The organism is Streptomyces sp. CB02009, from assembly GCF_001905825.1.
Lineage (GTDB): Bacteria > Actinomycetota > Actinomycetes > Streptomycetales > Streptomycetaceae > Streptomyces.
The window spans coordinates 1,200,871-1,219,174 of record NZ_LIVV01000001.1; the positions used below are offsets into that span (position 1 = coordinate 1,200,871).

General features: G+C 69.9%; 20 protein-coding genes and 1 pseudogene. 9 read left to right on the forward strand and 12 right to left on the reverse strand.

The features are described from left to right. Window positions 1-44: 44 nt before the first annotated feature. Entirely contained in the window at window positions 45-1,037 is a 993-nt protein-coding gene (locus AMK27_RS05360; RefSeq protein ID WP_241847371.1) for a hypothetical protein, read from the reverse strand. Between the two features lie 161 nt (window positions 1,038-1,198). Between AMK27_RS05360 and AMK27_RS41100 the strand changes: the two are divergent. Next, window positions 1,199-1,554: pseudogene (locus AMK27_RS41100) on the forward strand (hypothetical protein). Window positions 1,555-1,600: 46 nt separating this feature from the next. On the opposite strand, the gene AMK27_RS42635 reads toward AMK27_RS41100, so the two are convergent. Next, a complete protein-coding gene (locus AMK27_RS42635) occupies window positions 1,601-1,738 on the reverse strand; it encodes a hypothetical protein (protein ID WP_158076898.1) in 138 nt (45 codons plus the stop codon). 67 nt (window positions 1,739-1,805) lie between these two features. On the opposite strand from AMK27_RS42635, the gene AMK27_RS05370 reads away from it, so the two are divergent. Continuing rightward, the gene (locus tag AMK27_RS05370) at window positions 1,806-2,162 is read left to right on the forward strand and encodes an ankyrin repeat domain-containing protein (RefSeq protein WP_073902895.1); all 357 of its coding nucleotides are present in this window, start codon (window positions 1,806-1,808) and stop codon (window positions 2,160-2,162) included. Between the two features lie 141 nt (window positions 2,163-2,303). Here AMK27_RS05370 and AMK27_RS42640 read toward each other — a convergent pair whose 3' ends face one another. After that, on the reverse strand, window positions 2,304-2,723 hold the full coding sequence (locus AMK27_RS42640; protein WP_073902897.1) for a DUF5958 family protein: 420 nt from the start codon (window positions 2,721-2,723) through the stop codon (window positions 2,304-2,306). 252 nt (window positions 2,724-2,975) lie between these two features. Beyond that, window positions 2,976-3,428: a hypothetical protein gene (locus AMK27_RS05385; RefSeq protein ID WP_241847372.1), complete on the reverse strand. Its 453-nt coding sequence runs from the start codon at window positions 3,426-3,428 to the stop codon at window positions 2,976-2,978. Window positions 3,429-3,689: 261 nt separating this feature from the next. Here AMK27_RS05385 and AMK27_RS05390 point away from each other — a divergent pair, with 261 nt between their 5' ends. Next, window positions 3,690-4,175 carry a hypothetical protein gene (locus AMK27_RS05390; protein ID WP_073902903.1) on the forward strand — a complete coding sequence of 162 codons (486 nt, stop codon included), beginning with the start codon at window positions 3,690-3,692 and terminating at the stop codon, window positions 4,173-4,175. Here the strand turns inward: AMK27_RS05390 and AMK27_RS05395 are convergent. Further along, a complete protein-coding gene (locus tag AMK27_RS05395) occupies window positions 4,172-4,834 on the reverse strand; it encodes a hypothetical protein (protein ID WP_073903980.1) in 663 nt (220 codons plus the stop codon). The genes AMK27_RS05390 and AMK27_RS05395 overlap by 4 nt on opposite strands. A gap of 158 nt (window positions 4,835-4,992) precedes the next feature. Here AMK27_RS05395 and AMK27_RS05400 point away from each other — a divergent pair, with 158 nt between their 5' ends. Then, window positions 4,993-6,003: an outer membrane protein assembly factor BamB family protein gene (locus tag AMK27_RS05400; protein ID WP_073902905.1), complete on the forward strand. Its 1,011-nt coding sequence runs from the start codon at window positions 4,993-4,995 to the stop codon at window positions 6,001-6,003. An 87-nt stretch (window positions 6,004-6,090) separates the two neighbouring features. Here the strand turns inward: AMK27_RS05400 and AMK27_RS05405 are convergent, their stop codons facing one another. Next, window positions 6,091-6,660, reverse strand: coding sequence for a TIGR03086 family metal-binding protein (locus AMK27_RS05405; RefSeq protein WP_073903982.1), 570 nt, complete (start codon window positions 6,658-6,660; stop codon window positions 6,091-6,093). Window positions 6,661-6,939: 279 nt separating this feature from the next. Next, the gene (locus tag AMK27_RS05410; protein WP_073902908.1) at window positions 6,940-8,199 is read right to left on the reverse strand and encodes a saccharopine dehydrogenase family protein; all 1,260 of its coding nucleotides are present in this window, start codon (window positions 8,197-8,199) and stop codon (window positions 6,940-6,942) included. 124 nt (window positions 8,200-8,323) lie between these two features. Here AMK27_RS05410 and AMK27_RS05415 point away from each other — a divergent pair, with 124 nt between their 5' ends. Continuing rightward, on the forward strand, window positions 8,324-9,040 hold the full coding sequence (locus tag AMK27_RS05415; protein WP_073902911.1) for a TetR/AcrR family transcriptional regulator: 717 nt from the start codon (window positions 8,324-8,326) through the stop codon (window positions 9,038-9,040). Window positions 9,041-9,168: 128 nt separating this feature from the next. Here AMK27_RS05415 and ppk2 read toward each other — a convergent pair whose 3' ends face one another. Beyond that, complete coding sequence (ppk2, locus tag AMK27_RS05420) at window positions 9,169-10,092, reverse strand: polyphosphate kinase 2 (RefSeq protein WP_445194833.1); 924 nt, start codon at window positions 10,090-10,092, stop codon at window positions 9,169-9,171. A 622-nt stretch (window positions 10,093-10,714) separates the two neighbouring features. Here ppk2 and AMK27_RS05425 point away from each other — a divergent pair. Continuing rightward, window positions 10,715-11,008 (forward strand): hypothetical protein, encoded by a 294-nt coding sequence (locus tag AMK27_RS05425; RefSeq protein ID WP_073902913.1) that lies wholly within the window; start codon window positions 10,715-10,717, stop codon window positions 11,006-11,008. 38 nt (window positions 11,009-11,046) lie between these two features. Here AMK27_RS05425 and AMK27_RS05430 read toward each other — a convergent pair whose 3' ends face one another. Next, window positions 11,047-11,820 (reverse strand): restriction endonuclease, encoded by a 774-nt coding sequence (locus AMK27_RS05430; RefSeq protein ID WP_079188201.1) that lies wholly within the window; start codon window positions 11,818-11,820, stop codon window positions 11,047-11,049. A gap of 472 nt (window positions 11,821-12,292) precedes the next feature. On the opposite strand from AMK27_RS05430, the gene AMK27_RS05435 reads away from it, so the two are divergent. Next, on the forward strand, window positions 12,293-12,937 hold the full coding sequence (locus AMK27_RS05435; RefSeq protein WP_073902916.1) for a GAP family protein: 645 nt from the start codon (window positions 12,293-12,295) through the stop codon (window positions 12,935-12,937). A gap of 283 nt (window positions 12,938-13,220) precedes the next feature. Here the strand turns inward: AMK27_RS05435 and AMK27_RS42645 are convergent, their stop codons facing one another. Continuing rightward, a complete protein-coding gene (locus AMK27_RS42645; protein ID WP_158076899.1) occupies window positions 13,221-13,553 on the reverse strand; it encodes an RICIN domain-containing protein in 333 nt (110 codons plus the stop codon). Window positions 13,554-14,083: 530 nt separating this feature from the next. Next, window positions 14,084-15,106: an ArsR/SmtB family transcription factor gene (locus AMK27_RS05445; protein ID WP_241847309.1), complete on the reverse strand. Its 1,023-nt coding sequence runs from the start codon at window positions 15,104-15,106 to the stop codon at window positions 14,084-14,086. A gap of 214 nt (window positions 15,107-15,320) precedes the next feature. Here AMK27_RS05445 and AMK27_RS05450 point away from each other — a divergent pair, with 214 nt between their 5' ends. Both AMK27_RS05450 and AMK27_RS05455 read left to right on the forward strand, forming a co-directional pair. Then, complete coding sequence (locus tag AMK27_RS05450; protein ID WP_158076900.1) at window positions 15,321-16,091, forward strand: tRNA-dependent cyclodipeptide synthase; 771 nt, start codon at window positions 15,321-15,323, stop codon at window positions 16,089-16,091. 281 nt (window positions 16,092-16,372) lie between these two features. Then, window positions 16,373-16,921 (forward strand): DUF1062 domain-containing protein, encoded by a 549-nt coding sequence (locus AMK27_RS05455; RefSeq protein WP_073902925.1) that lies wholly within the window; start codon window positions 16,373-16,375, stop codon window positions 16,919-16,921. 120 nt (window positions 16,922-17,041) lie between these two features. Here AMK27_RS05455 and AMK27_RS05460 read toward each other — a convergent pair whose 3' ends face one another. Continuing rightward, window positions 17,042-18,250 (reverse strand): hypothetical protein, encoded by a 1,209-nt coding sequence (locus AMK27_RS05460; RefSeq protein WP_073902928.1) that lies wholly within the window; start codon window positions 18,248-18,250, stop codon window positions 17,042-17,044. Window positions 18,251-18,304 lie beyond the last annotated feature (54 nt).

The following is an 18,304-nucleotide window of genomic DNA, read 5'->3' on the forward strand; positions in this document are numbered from 1 at the left end:
GCTACGTCGAACTCAACGTCTGGGTCCGCACCGCCTCTGACGGGTCAGCAGCCTCGGTCGTAGATCGCCCGCAGCCACGGTTCCCTGACTGCGGGCGTCCGCGCGAGCGTGTACCGGAACGCCTTCCTGGACGGCTGGAACGGATACCACGAGTGCGGCGGTAGCGGATCGTCCCGCTCCACGCCTGCCGGCAGCCCGCCGACCACCGGCAGCCGGGTCCGGTGTGGCGGGAAGGCGAGCTCGGCCCAGAGCGTGGCATCCATAGGTACCGGCACCGCCCCGGCACGCGGCCGCCACATGTCTCCGGTCTGCGGATGGACCGGCACCAGCACCAGATCAGTGGCCGGCTCGCCGAACCCCGGCCCCGCCAGGTCCAGCCGGTTCGCACCTTCCCCGGCGGGCAGCAGCGCGCCGAGTGCCCGGCCGAGGAGCTCCGCGACCGGCCCGGGCACCACCTCGACCGGCGCGCCCCCGGCGGCCACCACCACTTGGGCGAGAGCCACGCCCGCCGGGATGTCCCGGTACTCGCTCAGCCGATGCCACAGCGCGCCGGTCGCCAGCAGCTCCGTCCAGTCCATGACCGGCTGTTCCGGCGGGCCGGGCAACTGCACTACCGCCTGCGGGACGAGCCGGACGACCTGCCAGCATCCGCAGTCGTCCATCCTCGTTCCGACCGGCAGATCGCAGCCCAGGCAGGCAAGGTTCGGCCCGTCCCTCCCCATGCAGTAGCCCCCGGCCCGCTCGAGGATCAGCCTGGTGCCGCGTATGTCGCCGGGCGCGAGGAGGATGGTGTCCGACGGTCCGTTGGACAGCGCGCCGAACGGCACGAAGCGCCCCCGCTTCGCCGCCTCGCGTGCCCCGACCTCGTCCCACTGCCGCCACGGCGGACCGTACGGTGCGGGATCGACAGCGTAGGACCCGGCCTCCAGCAGTGGCGGGTGCAGCTTCTCCCAGTGGGTATCGGCCAGATGGATCGGCAATGCCACTTCCGACACCGCCGCCGTCAGGGTCGCACCGCAGCCCGCACACCCGAACACCGTCAAGCCGTCCCCTCCCGCCGTCGAAGCCCATGCATCCCACCAGGAGGCGGACCGGGGAGCAAGGGGTTTTCAGACGACCAGACATCGTTTCCTTTGGCTGAGCTTCGTGCCGTTGACCGGCTAGGTGGGTGTCAGTGCGGTGTGGGAGCCTCCGGGGCATGAGTTACGACTTGGCTGTCTGGGAGGGCGAGAGGCCGGCGGATGACAAGACTGCCGGTCGGGCCTTCAGCGACCTGTACGACCGCTACATGGACAGCGAGGTGGAAGAGCCCCCTCCGAACGGATCGCGGCTTACGTGGCCGCATTGCTTGAGCGGTGGTGTGACATCACCGAGGACGAGGAGGACACCTCGCCCTGGTCGACCGGTCCGTTGATCGGCGAGGCCAGTGGTCCGCTGATCTACTTCCCCATGCGGTGGAGCATGGCCGAGGAGGCATCGGCGTACGCGGCAGCCGTGGCGGAGTACATGGGGCTGGTCTGTTTTGATGTGCAACAAGACCGGCTCAGGCCGTGAGCAGGGACGCCAACCGGCGGTAGTGCACTTGAATTCGTGATGCCGGTCATCCGTCCGTGATCAGGCCGGTGCCGACGTCGATGCCGAATTCGGCGGCGAACTGGGCATAGGTGTGTCCCATCCGCAGATGGGAGTAAGTGAGCAGGGCCGCCTGGCGGCTCGCTCGATCCCGTTGAGAGGTCATCTCATGTGGCCGCTGACGGTGGAGAATTTCGCTGGTAGGAACGCTTCGATCGCAGTTGAATGCCTCGATGAGCGACTACTGGACACCTACCCACTTCGCAGTCGAGCACGAGGATACGGAAACCCTGGCACGCCTGCTCGCCAATGGCGCCGACCCTGATGAGTTCTTCAGCAATATGACACTGCTGACGCACGCGATCGACACCGAGGGGGATGGCGCCCTGCAGAGCGGTCAGCCGTTGACGGTGCACACCACTGCCGTGCTGCTGGCGTTCGGCGCGGATCCTGAACTGGTTGATCCAGGTGGTCACACTCCCTTGGAACGTGCCACTTCCTACGATCATGACCTGGCTGTAGAGCTGTTGCGCACCCACATCAGCAAGCGAGCCGGCGGTAGCAGACGAGGACGCCGGCGATGGTGGTGAAGGGGAGGAAGTGGTCGGCCCTGCGTTCGTAGCGTCGGCGGAGCCGGCGGTGTCCGGCGAGCCGGGCCTGGCGGCCTGCGGCCCCGACGGACCGAACGACCAGGACAGCACGTTCAGTTCGTGGTGCGCTGCGGCGGCGTCTCACCGCGGAGCCAAGTTGTGCCATGCGTGTCCGCAAGTTCCCTTGCAGTACGTCTCCCTGCGACGGGTGTCGGCGACGGAGAAGACCGAGACCATGACACGGAATGCCTTGACGTGTTCGTCGGCCGGGAGGTCTGCGAACCCGTAGCGAGGCGGGTCCATGCACATCATCACCGAAGGGTTGGCCCTGGGCTTCACGCCCGACCGGGCAACTCCCTCCCGCCCGTCTGCCGCTGTGATGTGGGCCTGCATGGCGTAGCCGGTGACTTCCTGCAGTACAGCCTGACGTCCTTCCGGGGAAAGGGCGGAGAACCAGGATGTCCCCTCGTCCAAGGTGCGAAGCCCTTGGACGACCTCATTGACGACTCGCTCGGCTTCACGCCGAAGCGCTCGCTCATCCTCACTGCTGGTTCCCCACATCTGTCGATCATTCCACAACGCCTCGGTCGAGAAAGGGTCTGACGGACGGTGTGACTCCTTCACTGACGCATATCGTGATCCACAAGAAACGGCCTTAGGTCCGCGAGTAGTGAGGCAGTGCATGGACAGTGGACCTTGGACTGTGAGTGATCACGCTGCACGGGGCGTGGAGATCCCGGACAAGGTCGACCAGGCATGCTCGCGGTCCGAGTCGAGGCGACTGCGCTGATCGCAGCAATCGACGAATGGCTATCACCCTGACTCACGCGTCATCACGTACATGTTCCCGATGTCCGGATCGCCGTACATGAAGAACATCACCAGCCCATCGCGCTGATCGCGGTCGACGTTGAAGAACCACGAGTATGTAGACGGGGGTTCCGCAGCCGAGGGGGCAGCCACAGGTGCAGGAGAGCGCTTCTCGACTCGTGTCCGGGTCGTCAGCGAGAGTCGGACGACCTGTCCGCCGTCGTCGTCGGTCAGTTGCCAGGTCCCCGTCCCAGAGAGACGCCAGCCGTCCTCGAAGTCGAAGTCCTGCCCGTCAAGGTTCTCAAGAAGGGCCGTTCCATCTCTGAGAAGTGCCACGTGGGTCCCCTCGGGGTTCTCCCAGACCCCGGCGACTTCGGCCGTCATGGCGTCGTGGAGCCCTGTTCCCTCGTCGTACTGATAGGGGCCGGCGCACCCCGTCAGAGCAGCCAGAATCACTATCAAGACACCGAGGGACGTCCCCCGCGCGTGCAGCCGGCCTCTGCCCGCCACCAGTACCTCCCGCCCTCAGCGCGTACCGGCCGATCGAGTGGGAACGGCCGTGGAGGCGTACCTTGCCAGACTGGTTGAACGTGTTCAACTCGGTGGATCCAGGGGGCGTCATCTCTGTAACCATGCTCATCCGGGCTCCGGCGCAGGGGCGTCGGGCCGCTTGAATGGGAGAGGCACGTCCTCCGTCCAGCGTGGCAGCATGCGGCAATGGTCTTTCGACACCCCGACGGCGACTACGCAATCACCGCGATGTACTCCGTGCCCGATGACGCCTGGTATCTGGAACTGAATCTCGTGGCCGGGGAACGGACTCTTATGACCGCAATCGTCCCAGACGAGGAACCGGCACGGGAACCGACGGTGTGCTTCTACCCGAACGCAGCACGCACTGAAGTCCCGTACGAGGCCATGCGGTGGTTCATGCACCAGGTCGACGAAGAGATCCGTAGCTCTCGTGCCTGGATGCAGCTGAGACCGGAGCTCGTCGAGATCATCTACCAACTCCGTCAGGAGCACATGGGCGCCATCGACGATGACGACTTTCCCCAGGTTCTGGCGGACGTGCGCACCACCGTCCCCGAGGAAGACCTCCCCGCCGTTCTAGAGGCCGCCTTCGGGCGGAATCCTGACGGCACCACCATGAACCACCCGCCAACGCCCCAGCCTGTAGACGGTCAAGGAGGCATGCCCTAGTCGGCGCGAAGAGCCCTCTCGTCGAGGCCGGCGTAGACATGGGCTGCGAGACATCCCGGCGCGTCCATGCCGACGGCCTCGCCTCGGTACACGGCGATGAGTGAGTCCTTGCCCCGCCACCAGGAGTCGGTCAAGCCCTGCACTTCCGGTACCGGCTCGTACCCGTCGAGGTCCAGCGAGTCGACGGCCTTGCCGGTGATCCTCGTGATGGTCTTGGCCCAGCGCCTCGCGTGGTTGGCCAGTGCCAGCGATTCCACCCAGCCTTCGGTACTGGCATGCAGGGGTGTCCAGTGGTAGCCGCTGATACCGAACTCGCCCTCGGGGCCGATCATGAATCCGTAGGCCATGGAGTATCGGCCGTCCCCGGCCGGGATCCACCAGCCCTCCGAGGCCGAGCCCTCGGGAACGTCCGCGCCCAGGATGCGCGGGCCGCTCTCGTAGAACGGTGCCGGCGGCAGCGCGAGGCCGCCCCAGCGGTCCTCGAAGGCCACTGCGCGATCGATCTCCGCGGCCGGGACCCCGTGCTCGATCCAGGCCTCGCGGTGACACTCGATATCATGCGGGGCGACACGGATGCCCTCGCATGCGACGAACCTCTCGGCCCTGCGGGTCAAACCCGCCGGTGCGACCGGGATGGGTGATACGGGAGTGGCGGCCATCATGGCCTCGGAGTCTACTGGCGAGGTCTGGTGACGCCTTGGGTAGTATCCGCGCTCCTCGAACCGCTCTCCCCGAGACCACGTTCCCAGACCCTGGGTGGCCGTCTCTGTCCTGAGCGCCGTCGCCGCGGGCGGGCCGCCTGTGGTGGGATGGCTTCATGATCGCCACGGTGCTCTGGGAGCGCGAACTCCACCAGAGGGGCGGTGCATCCGCCTTCGCTGTGGGGCCGGACTGCGTCGTCCTGCACGAGCGGCGCACCCGGTTGGTGTGCCTGGAGCGCGTCGACGGCGCTGTGCGCTGGGACGTCCCGCTCGGTACCTGGCCGCGCGGGATCGTCCTCGCGGGGGACCGCGTGCTGGTCCTGCCACAAACGCCGTACGTGTTGTCCTGCTTCGACGTGCGGACGGGCGCGTCACTGTGGAGCGTCCCGACACCGAGGTGGACGGGCAACCTCGCGGTCCACTCGAACACCGTGGTGACAGGCGGTTGGCGCGGCTACACCCCGATGTCTGGCCTGGACCTCGCCGACGGGAGCGTCCGGTGGACGACACCGTCGGCCGTGACCTCCGTACAAACCCTCGCATGGGCCGGTGGGGTGCTGACCGGGAGCGGCCGCGAGGCCGTTCTCCTCGATCCGGCCGACGGGAGCGACCTGGCTCGGTGGCGGCTGCCGGACCCGCTCGCGGGGCCCGACGCGAAGGCGTTCGTCCCGGTGGACGCGGAGCGGGTGGTGGCGATCTGCGAGGGCTCGTCCCTGGTGACGCTCGGGCTCGACGCCGACGAGCCCACACCGCTCGGGTCCTACGATCCGTTCAGGGCAGTGGGTCGCATCCGCGGCTCGGTCTGGATGCTGCGGTCCGGCAATGGGCTCCTCGCCGTGGATCCCGCAGACGGGACGTCGACATGGTCGGTCGAGGAGGACCGGCGGATCGTGGCCGACCCCCTTCCGTGCGGCGACGGTGTCCTGGTGGGGGATGCCAACGGCGGCATCCGGCTGTTGGGGCTCGACGGCCGGACCGTGGAAGGGTGCTCCCTGCCCGGCCGACGGCTGGACGCGCTGGCCGCCGCCGACGACGGCGGGCTGTTCTTTGCGGCGAAGGGGACATTCGGCGCCTTCAGCGTTGGGCCGGAGGCCCGGCTGTCGACCACGTCCGCAGCGGGCGCCTGAGCCCCCTCCGGCCGTGACCCCACTCCGTACGATCCGAGATCCGAGATCCGAGACCCTGGGCACGGTTTGTGCCCGGTGTGGCGGAGGTCAGATGGTGCGGCCGCTGGTCGCGACGGCGCGAGTGAAGGCGGGGGCGGTGGGGTCCACCGGGGTGGGGGAGGCGAAGCCCTCGTACTCGCGGTACATCTCGGCGTAGCGTTCCACGACGTCGAGGAGGTACGTGCCGGTGTCGTCCGGCAGGCTGAAGTCCTGGCCCGTCGCACGGGCCAGGTCCCAGCCGTGCAGGGCGAGTTCGGCGAGGAGCATGGCGGCGATCTCGCCGGCGGGCACGGTGTTCCCGCCACCGAGGTCGATGTCACCGTCCCATGCCTCGGGCTTCGCCCAGGCGGCGAGGGCCCGGTCGAGCTGGGCTGCGTACTGCTCGGGCCAGTCGGCGTCCGCTGTGAAGTCGCGTGCGACCAGGTCGTCGGGGAGCTGCGTACGCAGGGCGCGGTGTTCGAGGCCGTGGGCGGTGTAGAGGACCAGGTGGTTGGCCAGCTCGCGGACGGTCCAGTCGGTGCAGCCGGAGGGGTCGGCGAGCTGCTCGGGGGTGACGCCGCGGGTGACCCGGGCGGCTTCGGCGGCGCTGCTGGTGAGGTGTGCGTGGATCTCGTTCATGACGTCCACGCTAGGGACCCCGTCCGCGTCGGTCTTGAACTTTCCCGACACGTTCTTGGAGGGGGTCTGCCAATTGCGCCGCTGCCGCTTGCGCCGCCGTCGGTCGCACCGCTGTCGGTTGTGCCGCTCGCCTGCGTACGGGATGGGCGTGGTCGTCGGGGTTGCGTGGCCGGGCCGGGGGCTCACCCCGGCGTCCCCCGGACCAGCCGACCCGCGACGTGAGGCCGGCTGCCCGCTTGCTGATCGGCGCGCGGGCAGGCGCCCGGGTCAGGGGGCGTGTCAGGCGGGTGCCTGGGTGCTGCCAGGTGTGGTCGGGTCCTGTTCGCGCACGGCCCAGGGGGAGCCGTACGCGGTGAGGAGGTCGAGGAAGGGGCGCGGCGGGAGGGCTTCCGGGCCCAGGACACCCGGCCCCGACCAGGCGCCGGTGGCGAGGAGTTCGAGGGCCACCACCGGGTTGACGGCGGTCTGCCAGACGACGGCCTGGGAGCCGTACTCGCGCATCGACCACTGGTTGTCGACCACGTGGTACAAGTACACCTCGCGCGGCGCGCCGTCCTTCGTGCCCTTGACCCAGGTCCCGGCGCAGGTCTTTCCGGTCATCCGGTCCCCGAGTGCCGCAGGGTCGGGCAGGCAGGCGGCGACCACGTCGCGGGGCGAGACACGGACCGGGTTTCCGTCCTCGCCGCGGACGGCGACGGGCGTGGTCGAGTCGAGGCCCAGGGCGTGCAGCGTCTTGAGCTTGTCGATGAAGTCCTCGCCGAGGCCGTACTTGAAGGTGACCCGGCGCGCGCCGACCCAGCGCGGGATCAGGAGGACCTCCTCGTGCTCGACGTTGACGCACTCGACCGGGCCGATGCCCTCGGGGAAGTCGAAGACCTCAGGCTCGCTGAACGGGGCGGTGGTGAACCAGCCGCGCTCGCGCTCGTACACCACGGGAGGGTTCAGGCACTCCTCGATCGTCGTCCAGATGTTGAAGGACGGTGCGAAGTCGTAGCCCTCGACGGAGAGGTCGGCGCCGTCGCGGATGCCGATCTCCTCGATCTCGTCGAAGAGCTCGTCGGCAGCGTAGCGGGCGAAGACGTCCGAGAGACCGGGCTCGACACCCATGCCGACGAGTGCGATGCGGCCCGACTTCTCCCACTCGGCGGCCCGTGCGAACTGCTCGTCGCCGAGCTTCACCCCGCAGACGCTGTGCGGTTCGTCGGGGTGCGGGTGCGAGAGGGACATGGCCATGTCGAGGTAGTGGCTGCCCGCCGCCAGCGCGGCGTTGAACAGGGGCATCACGAAACGCGGATCGGTGGCGTTCATGAGGACGTCGCATCCGCGCTCGGTGAGCAGCCGGGTGACCGCCGCCTCGTCGGAGGCGTCGACGCGGCAGGCGCTGAACCGGGTCTCCTCGCTGCCCAGGGCCGCGACCGCGGCCTCGGCCCTTGCGAGGTCGTAGTCGGCGACGACGAACTGGTCGAAGAAGCCGCGGCGGGCGGCGATCTTGGTGATCGCGCTCCCGACACCGCCGGCGCCCACAAGCAGAACACGCATGGCACAGTCCTTTCTCGGTGAGGCGGGTGCCTCTGGGGGCTGATGGAACCCGGTGCTCCGAGTTAAGGTCAATGATGTTGGCATAAGGCGGCAGACCCGGACGGCGACACGGAAGAGCGTGGCGATGGCGAAGGAAGTGGTCCCCGAGGAGGCCCGCAGACGACGGCGCCCCACTCGGCAGGGCACGGTGCTCTCCGAGCGGCTCATAGTCGAGACGGCACTGCGGATGGTGCGTGAGCACGGGAGCGCCGGCCTGTCCGCACGGCGGCTCGGCGCCGCACTGGGTGCGGACCCCAGCACCCTGTACCGGTATTTCGACGGCATGGACGGGCTCACCCGCGCCATCGGCGAGGAGCTGATCGGCCGGGCGCTGGCCGGCTGGGCGGCGACGGGGCAGTGGCGTGAGGACCTGCGCTCACTGGGACTGCGCATCCACGGCGCCTACCTCGCCCATCCGCAGGCGGCGCTGCTGACCGCGAGCCGGGTGACCGGGCGGCCGCGGGAGATCACCGCCGACGAGGCGATCCTCGGGAGCCTGCGCGGCGCGGGGTTCGCGGACGGGGACGCGGTGTGGATCTACCACGCCTACATCGATCAGTGCCTGGCCTTCGCGGCGCTCGACGCGGGAGCCCTCGCGCTCACGGCGAAGGTGCGCGCGGCGGACGAGGAGATGTGGGAGTCGACGTACGCCCGACTGCCGGCCGACGCGTATCCGAACATCGCGGCCACGGCAGGGCTGCTGGCCGAGCGCATGCCGCACAGTGCGTACCCGGTCGCGCTGGACATGCTGCTGGAGAGCGCCGAACGCCAGCTCGAAGCCGGCGGCGGCGTCGCCACCTGAGCGGACCTGAGGCCCTGAGGCCCTGAGGCCCTGAGGCCTCCGGCGTGGGCTGCCGGAAGCCGCCGGTCGGACAGCCCACGCGGGAGGTCTCAGGTCCGCTCGTGGGAGACATGGGAGAAATACGCCTCCTACGTGTCCGGGTTCCTCTCCGGATGGGCCCCCGGGCCGTGATGGTGCGAGGTCAGGGGCGTGGGGGAGAGGGTGGAGGTCTCCTCACCGGCCTCGAGGAGGGTGTCCGCCGCACCGACGACGAGAGGGTCGGGATCCCCCACGGCCTCGGGATCCTTGCTCACGTAGTCCATGCGCCAGAGGAGGCTGCGCATGGCCTCCAGACGTCCGCGCCGCTTGTCGTTGGTCTTGACGACCGTCCAGGGGGCGTGCGCCGTGTCCGTCGCCCTGAACATGTCGACCTTGGCGGTGGTGTAGTCGTCCCAGCGGTCCAGGGACGCCAGATCGGTGGGGGAGAGCTTCCACTGCCGCACCGGGTCGACCTGCCGGATCGCGAACCGGGTGCGCTGCTCCGACCGCGACACCGAGAACCAGAACTTCACCAGGTGGATGCCGTCGTCGACCAGCATGCGCTCGAACACCGGGCACTGGCGGAGGAACAGCGCGTACTCGTCGTCCGAGCAGAACCCCATCACCCGCTCGACACCTGCCCGGTTGTACCAGGAGCGATCGAAGAAGACGATCTCGCCGGGGCCGGGAAGGTGGGTGACGTAACGCTGGAAGTACCACTGCCCGGCTTCCCGCTCCGTCGGCTTGTCCAGAGCGACGATCCGGGCGCCCCGGGGGTTCAGCCGCTCGGTGAACCGCCGGATGGTGCCGCCCTTGCCGGCGGCGTCGCGGCCCTCGCACACGACGACCACCCGCGCGCCGGTGTCCTTGGCCCACCGCTGCAGCTTCAGCAGCTCGATCTGCAGGATCCGCTTGTCCCGCTCGTACTCGCCTCGCCGCAGCTTGCGGTCGTAGGGGTAGTTCTCCCGCCAGGTACGGATCGGGGCGCCCTCGGCACTGAGGAGAACGGGCTGCTCGGGGTTGGTCTCGTCCACGCTCAGGCCGCTGAGCAGATCCGTTCGGTCCGGGTCCGGGTCTCGGTCTCGGTCTCGGTCTGGGTCTCGGTCCGGGTCCGGGTCTCGGTCCCGATCTCGGTCCGGGGCACGGTTCGGGGCCCTGTCTCTGTCCTGGCTCTCGCCGTGACCCTCGTTCCGGTCACCGGCGCCGCTGATTCCTGTCACACCATTCACCTCATCGCCGTGTCCTCAGCTGCAGGCCCGCCCCTTCACCAGGACCGGAACTCTTCACAGCGCTCCTGCCCCGATCATGGAGGACCATCGGCCGAGGTCATGGTGTTCGTAGAGCCTCCGCCGCGAGTCCACCCGGTCGTCGGTGGAGAAGGACGCTGCGGCACGAAGATCGCGAGCTGGATGACGACCCGGACTACGAGTCTGATCTACGAGCCGGATCGCGAGCCGGGTGGTGAACGGGTGGTCTGCTGGTGACGGGGTAGTCGCGTAAGCGGACGCTGCTCCCTCCGGGGTCTACGGACCAATGGGGCCTCCGGGCTTCCGGCTGCCTGGGCCTCCGGGACGGTGAGTGCACACGTCCCAGAGACCATGGCGGCTTCGTCAGGCAGGGAGCCGCCACCAGAATCCACCCGAGGAGTGAGCTCGTATGAGTACTCAGCAGGGGCCCGACCGGACGGACCGGCGCCATCCGACCGACAGGCGTTACGGGCCGGACGAGGCGGCGGAAGCGGGCGAGGTGCTCACCCGCGACCCGCAGAACCAGCAGGCGGAGCAGGGGGAGGATCCTCTGGCGATACCCGTACCGGACTGGCCGGACTCCGTGGCGCCGGCATCCGCCCCGGCCGGAACCGGAGGCCGAGGCGACGCAGAACCAAGGGAGCCAGAGTCGAGCACCGAGTCAGGCAGCGAGGCCCCCGACGTCGATGAACCGGTGGACTGAGTGAAGTGAGTGGACGGAAGCGATCCGCCAGTTTCCCCTCACCCCTGGGCGCCCAGGGGGAGGGGGACCGTCGGCTCCGTGTCGGACGCGTCCCACGGGGCGGGCGTGGTGTGGTTCGTCCATGCGTCCAGCGCCTCGCCGTCCACGCAGATGATCCCGCACGTGGCGGCGTACTCGGCGGCAGGCCCGGTGAAGGAGCTCGTGGTCACGACGACGGCCACGTCCGCCTCGTGGATGGTGAAGCAGGTGCCGCCGAACCGCTGCAGGTCCTGGGATCCGACGTGGTTGTCCGGTGCGTACTGCTTGCACTGGATGACGACCCGCCGGCCGTCGACGGTGACCGCGATGACATCGGCGCCCAGATCCCCCGCCCCGCCCACCACTTCCACGGGGGTACAGCCGTCCCTCGCGCACAGCGCGGCCACCGTGTGCTCGAAGCCGTCAGGGTCCACCGCTGTGTGGTCCAAGGCCTCGCTGCGGATGTCGGGAACGGTGTGAGCGGCGGGGGCGGCGGGGGCAGGGATCAGGTACTCCCGCCGGATGTCCTGCCTGCGCCCGCGCCCGCGCAGGCGAAGGGACGGCATGTCCCTTTTGAAGGTCGACAGTCCGACGGACAGTACGCCGAGTGCGCCGAGCACCACGAGGACCGCCGCGACGACCCCCGAGCCGCGGCTTCCCGCCGTCTGGGCGGCTTTGAGGAAGAGCGTCAGACCGGAGACACCTATCCCCACGAGCCCCACAGCCAGCACCAGATCGCGCCAGACCCTGGAGTCCCTTCTGACCGCAACCCTGTCGACATCGGTCGCCCTCATCCCAACCCCTCCCACCCTCACGTGTCGACCGACCGTCTGTCCGCGCGCGAGGCCTCGAAACGTGGCTGCCGAAGTGATCGTTGTGGCGTGCGTCTCCGGACATCTGCGCACGTCTGTGCATGTCTCCGTGCGTTTCGGTGCGTCTCTGGCCGGCCCGACGTACGGCCGACGTACGGGCTGACGCCCGACTGACGCCCGACTGACGGCCGACTGACCCCCGGCTGACCCAGGGCTGAGGTACGGCGCTCGGCCGGGGCGTGGGTGAAGGTGCTGCGTCGCCTCGGCGACCGCGGCGTGCCCGGGGCTCGGGCGAAGGTGGGTGACGTGCGGGCGTGGCCTCCTTGACCGGTCCCTCCGCCACCTGCAGAGTCGGGATGCGGCACCCGTACCAGCGCCGCCCCCTCTGCCGGCCGGTCCGTACGTCCTGCGGTCCGCCGGCACACCACCCTCACGTCCGGGAGCGGCTGATTCGATGTTCCTCGACCTGATTGTGATCGGTACGGCCATCAGCCTGGGGCCCCTGCACAACAGCGCCTTCATTCTCCTGCTCTCCTCGCGGCGCGGCTTTCGCAAGGGCCTGGCCTTCCTGTTGTCGTGGTTGGCCAACCTCGTCGCGGTGATCGCCTGTGTGGTGCTGCTGACCGGTGGCAAGCCTCCCGCGCACAACAGCGCGCCCTCGACCGTCGCGATCGTCGCGAAACTCGTCATCGGCGTGGCACTCGTGCTGTACGGCCTGCGCCGGCACCGCCGACCGCCCGCTCCGCACGGCCCGCCGCGCTGGGCCGCCCGGATCGACGACGCCTCCCTGGGCACCGCGGCCGCCCTTGCCTGGCTGCTCCAGCCGTGGGGGCTGGTCGGCGTGGGGGCCGCGACCGCCGTCGACGCCGACCTCTCCACCCTCAACGACTGGCTGGCCCTGAGCGCCTACTGCCTCCTGGCCACGCTCAGCCTTGTCGTGATGGAGATGTACGCGGTCCGGGCGCCCGAAGCGGCGACCGCCCGGCTCAACGCCCTGCGGAGCTGGCTGGAGCAGCACCAGCAGCAGCTGATCGTCGGTTTGTCCCTGGCCGTCGGCCTGTGGGTGACGGCCAGGAGCGTCTACGAACTGATCGCTTGACACGTACGGCCGCGGCGCGACCGTTCGCCGGGGCCGACCGGGGCCGACCGGGGCCGACCGGGGCCGACCGGGGCCGACCGGGGCCGACCGGGGCCGACCGGGGCCGACCGGGGCCGACCGGGGCCGACCGGGGCCGACCGGGGCCGACCGGGCCCGACCGGGTGCGACCGACGCGGCCCGGCCTGGCGAACCGGCCGCACCTGCCGCACACCCGACCCCGCCCGGCCAGGTCCTGTCCCCGACCCCCGTGGGGACAGGATTCCCGGCCGGGCGGGTCACCGCATCAGCGCCAGGTCTGGTTGCGGTTGTACAAGCACGGGATCGTCCGCAGCCCGTACTGGCTGTCGTCCAGGCACTCGCCTGTGGCCTGGCTCTGGAAGGTCACCCGGTCGCCGCTCTTGTGCGCGAACCAGCTCTGCTCGCGCGTCGAGTTGCAGGCGTGGGTCGCGAGCGTGAAGCCGTCGTCGAAGAGGCACTCGTTGGTCGCGAGGTTCCGGAGCTGACGGGTGCCGTCACCCCACACGTGCACGTTCCACTTCTGGTAGACGCCCCCGTTGCAGCCGTAGCCGCGCAGGCCGAACTGCTGACTGTCGTCGAGGCACGACCCGGTGGCCATGTTCGCGAACGTCTGCACCACGTCGGCTGCGCGCAGGGCGCCGACAGCAGTCCCTGTCGTTTGCTGGGCAGAGGCGGTGGCGACCTTTCCGGTGTGGGCGGACGGCTGGGTTCGCGGCTGCGCCGACACCGCCGTGGACCCGACGGCCAGGAGTCCTGCCGCGGTCAGAAGCGCGAGTGTCCCCCTGCGGAAGGAACGTGAGAAGGAATGAGGGGAGGAGCGCGGGAGGGGGCGCGGTGAGGAATGCGTACGCATCTCTTTCGTCCTTTCATCAATGCCACCGCGAACGAACGAACGTCGAACGAGCGACGAGCGAACGGCGTCGGCGGCCCTTCGTCAACCAGGCTCTGCAGCACGCCGGTCGACTCCTGGCGTGGCCGGTTGACTCGCGCTCACCGTAGGTTCGAGATCGGTGGCGGGGCCAAGCATTCGAGCTCCGTCGAAACCATGGGAAGAGTCCCGTGGAGCCCGCCGAGAGTTTGTCTATAGGTCGTCCGCAATCGGTCCGTAGTTCGTCCGCGGGCGCTCGGTCACAGCGCGTGCGAGCCCGGATCCAGCAGAGCCATGCCCATCGAGGTCACGGTGTGGAGGACCGCCTTGCCGTCCCTACGGGTCGTGACCAGGCCGGAGTTACGGAGCACGGACGTGTGGTGGCTCACCGTCGCCGGCGCGATGCTGAGCCGACGCGCCAGATCCGTGGTGCTGCGGCCCGGAGCCGCGGTGCTGCGGCCGACGGCCAGCGCCTCCAGGATCGCGGCGCGTGTACGTCCCAGCAGCTCCACCAGCGCTTGACCGGTGGACGCGGCGCCGCCGTCCCACAGCGTGCTGCCCACCAGGACATCGGTGACGGTCGGGACGGCGAGGACGGGGGCAGCGGCCGGATCCAGCATGGGGTGCATCAGCTCGGCGTGCCCGACGGAGAACAACGTGGGGGCGATGACGAGACCGCGCCCGTTCAAGTGGACGTCCGCCTCGTGCGGATGGTCCAGTTCGAGGACCGGTGGCCGCCAGCGCAGCATCGGGCCGGAGAGCGTGTTCAACAGGTGGTCGACTCCGCCTTCGGCCATCGCGTTCGCATACGTCGCGCGGACCTCGCCCAGATGCGAGCGCACCCTGCCCCAGTACGGAGCGACCGCCACGCCGTGGCAGGCCCGTAAGGCCGCGGCGACCTGGAGCCACGCTTCGCGGTCCCCGTCCACCAGGTTGCGTGCCCAGGCGCGGTGCGCGGGAGGGAAGCGGATGTTCTCGAACTCGATGCGCAGCAGTTCCCGGGACGCGCCGAGGAGCCGGTCCACCGCCTCCTCGATGCACACCGAGTCGCCGGCCAGGCTCCATAGGTCGACAGCGGGGCCCTGGGGCGGCAACAGGACCAGGAGCGGGCCCACTTGTTCGTCCAGGCGTCCTCGGACCGATACCTGCCAGCGCCGGAATCCGAGGCCGACGCCGGCGGCGTGCAGCAGCTTCAGACTGTCGAGCGTCTCGGCTGCCGTGCCGATCGTCCCGGCCACTCGGATCCGCATCAGATCCTGGCCCGTGAAGTGAATCCGCTTCACCGAGCATTCCGTTTCCGCGTTCCCGTTCGCACACATCAGTCTTGTGTGCGGGCCGATGGCCGCACAACGGCCAATCAGGCCAGACAGCACGCGAAGCTGCGGATGGCCGACGGGCCGCCTGCCGTTCCGAAGGCTGAGGCAACGTTTCTGCAGTCGGTGGCATCAGACAGGGCGACCATCCGTGCCCAGCGATCCCTTCAGGCGGAAGACCACCGTGGACAATCCCTCCCCCTCACCCTCCCCCTCCCTTCTCCCTGCTCCCTCCCTCTCCTCCGCACCCCCGGAGAGAAGGCGCCGGACCAGCTACCGGGCCACCGTCGAATCCGTCTCCCCCTTAGCCCACCGCGACACCTCCGACGCGCACGCAGCGTGCTTCCTCGGCGTCAGCCTGGACAACAGCAGCTTCAGCCCCGCCAGGTTCGACGCCATGCTCACCTGGGTCTCGCACCGTTACAGCCGCTGCACCGTGCTGATCGGCGACAGCATCCACCGCCTCACCCTGGCCTCGACCCGCGGCATGGACCCGGACCGGGCCCTCGCGCACGCCCTCGACCTGGGGCAGCAGTTCATGCGCGACCGGCAGCCCGCCCTGGACGCCCACCGGGCGCGGACCGAGTTCACCTTCGTCACCTGCGGCGAGGTCCAGGAGACCCCGGAGTACGCCGAGTTCCACCACGAGCTGTCCACGCTGTTCGCCAAGGACGAGGACTTCCGCGCCTCGGTGGAGGCCTTCGGCCGCGCCTATCACGCCAAGCGGTCCGCCACGGTCGACGACGCGGAACTCCGGCGACGCATCGACACCTCCAGCGCCTATTTCCTGGAGGAGTTCGCCGTCTTCTGCTGCCTCACCCGCCGAGACCTGCCGGTCATGGTCTACCCAGGGCAGTTCAGCACCCTCGCCGAGATCGCCGCCGGGCGCCATCCCCAGGCCCCCGACGAACTCCGCGACCTGATTCTCGTCTCCCTCCGGGTACGAGGCCGGTAGCCCGCCGCCTCGCACTCCGCGTACGAGGCCGGTAGCCCGCCGCCTCGTCTCCCTCCGCCGGTACGGGGGCGGGCAGCCCGCCCCCCGTACCGGTCCCGCGCGAAAACCTGTGGAACGGCGGCACCGTGCGCCCGTACGGTGCTGCCGAGTCCCGTCGTCGAACCAAGGGCAGGCCGTTGTACACCGTTTGAGATTCCCCGAGCGCTGAACCGTCGCGCGTCGCGCCCTGCGCGCCGTGCTCCTTCTTGCTGCGGATTTCTCACTGAAACCGGTGTACTCCTGTGCTCACCACCTGGGTGGTCATGCCCACCTGCCTTCCTGCGGTCCTTCGCCGTTGCCACACCTGCGGAGCCGAACGCTGCCGGGCGAACGGCAAGTTCCGCGTCAACGCCAACCACAAACTGCTCGACGCCTGGCTCCTCGTGCTCTGCACCTCCTGCGGGGAGACGGCGAAACTCACGGTCCTGGAGCGGGCCCACGTCCGCTCCGTACCGCCCGCGCTGCTCGACCGGATGCACGACAACGACCCCGGTCTGGCAGCAGAGTTGCTCCAGGATCCGGTGCTACGGCGCCGCAACCGCGTCGCCCTCGACTGGGACGGCGCCTGGCGCCTGGACACCGGCGGAACCGCTCACCCGGACGGCGAGGCGGTCGACGTCTCGGTCCGCTTCGCCGCCCGGATTCCCGTACGGCCGGTCCGGCTGATCGCCGACGGCTTCGGTCTGTCGCGGGCCGAGGTCGGGAGACTGATCGCGGAGGGCAGGATCGTCTCGGCGGACCGGCTGAACGGCCGGCTCTCGGGCGACTTCACCTTCCTGCACAAGCCCTGAGCCGTCCACGGATGAAGGGGTTGTCCGGCGGCACCGGCCGCCGGACAACCCCGGGCCCACCCCGTGGTCTTCTCCTGCCGGTGAAGACCACCCCTGGTCCTGCCAGGGGAAGACCACCCTCTAGTCCTGCCAGAAGAACAGCAGCGCGTCGACCGTGAGGGAGTCGCGTCGACCGAAGGAGTAGACGCAGAGGTCCGTCACCCGGATCGCCCCCGTCTCCCCGTCGATCCAGCGGAAGCCCGCCGATGCGAGCGCACACCGGGCAGCGTCCGGAGCGTCCTCCTCGGCGGTCGCGAACGGCCCGAGGGTGCTGATCAGCAGCCGGTCCCCGCCGACCTCGATCACGTGGTACGTCCCGTCCCCCTGCTGGTTGTCCTCGCCGCATGAGACCGGCGGTTTCGGCGCCAGTCCGGCCGCCGCGAGGGCGGCCGTCGCCCGGCGGAGCTGGTCGTCCACGTCAGGCCGGGCGGGCGGATCGGCGCAGACGGCCTCGAGCCGCCACCGCGGGTCGCTCGGGCGCTCGCAGCCGGGACCGTACGCGTGGACGATCACCCGCCGGAGCTCCTCGTCCAGGCCCTCGACCTCGACCCGGGGGCGCCCCAGCCGGTCGTAGACCGCCCTGGCCTCGGCCCGGTCCTCGGTGAGGCCGTACAGCGCGTACGCCGCCCAGACCTTCGCCTCGGTGGTCGGCGCCTCGTCGAGGTAGGCGCGCAGACGGTCCGTGTCGGTCGCGAGCGAGTGGGCGACGTACGCGACCCGCCGGTCCGGGTCCGCGAGCGCGTCGGTCACGTCCTCGTCGGCGCGGTACCGCATCCAGACGTGGAACTCCCGGTCCTCGGGGCGCCCCTCGCCGAGTTCGGCCAGGATCGCGTCCGCTCCGTACCGGTCCACGAGGCCGTCCAGACCGGCATCACCCGCGTCGCGCGCGCTCCGCTGCGGCGAGGCGGCGAGCGTCGCCAGTCCGCGCGCGGCCGTGCGGTCGCCGAGCAGGCCACGCGCCTTCAGGAAGGCCTCGCCCATGCCGTACGAGGTGTCGGCCGCGCGATCCTCGTGCCGCAGCCAGGGCAGCAGCTCGGTCCGGTCGGCGAGCAGGTCGAGGAGGGACCTGCGCACCTCGGAGGTGTCCCGGGGGTCCTGGACGCACGCGATCAGCTCGGGGACGTACCGCTCGGGGACGCGGCGGGTCAGCGCGATCACGCACGGCCGGCGGCGCCACCACGGGTGCCCGCGGTCCACCACGTACCGGGCGAGTTCCTGCGCGTCGACCTCCCGCAGGCCTGCGGTGTCGTCGGATCCGGCCCGCGGTATCAGGTCCTCGATGCTTCGCATCCGGGGATGCTACTGCCCGGGCAAGGCCCTGAGCAGGCCTGTTCCACCGGCGCG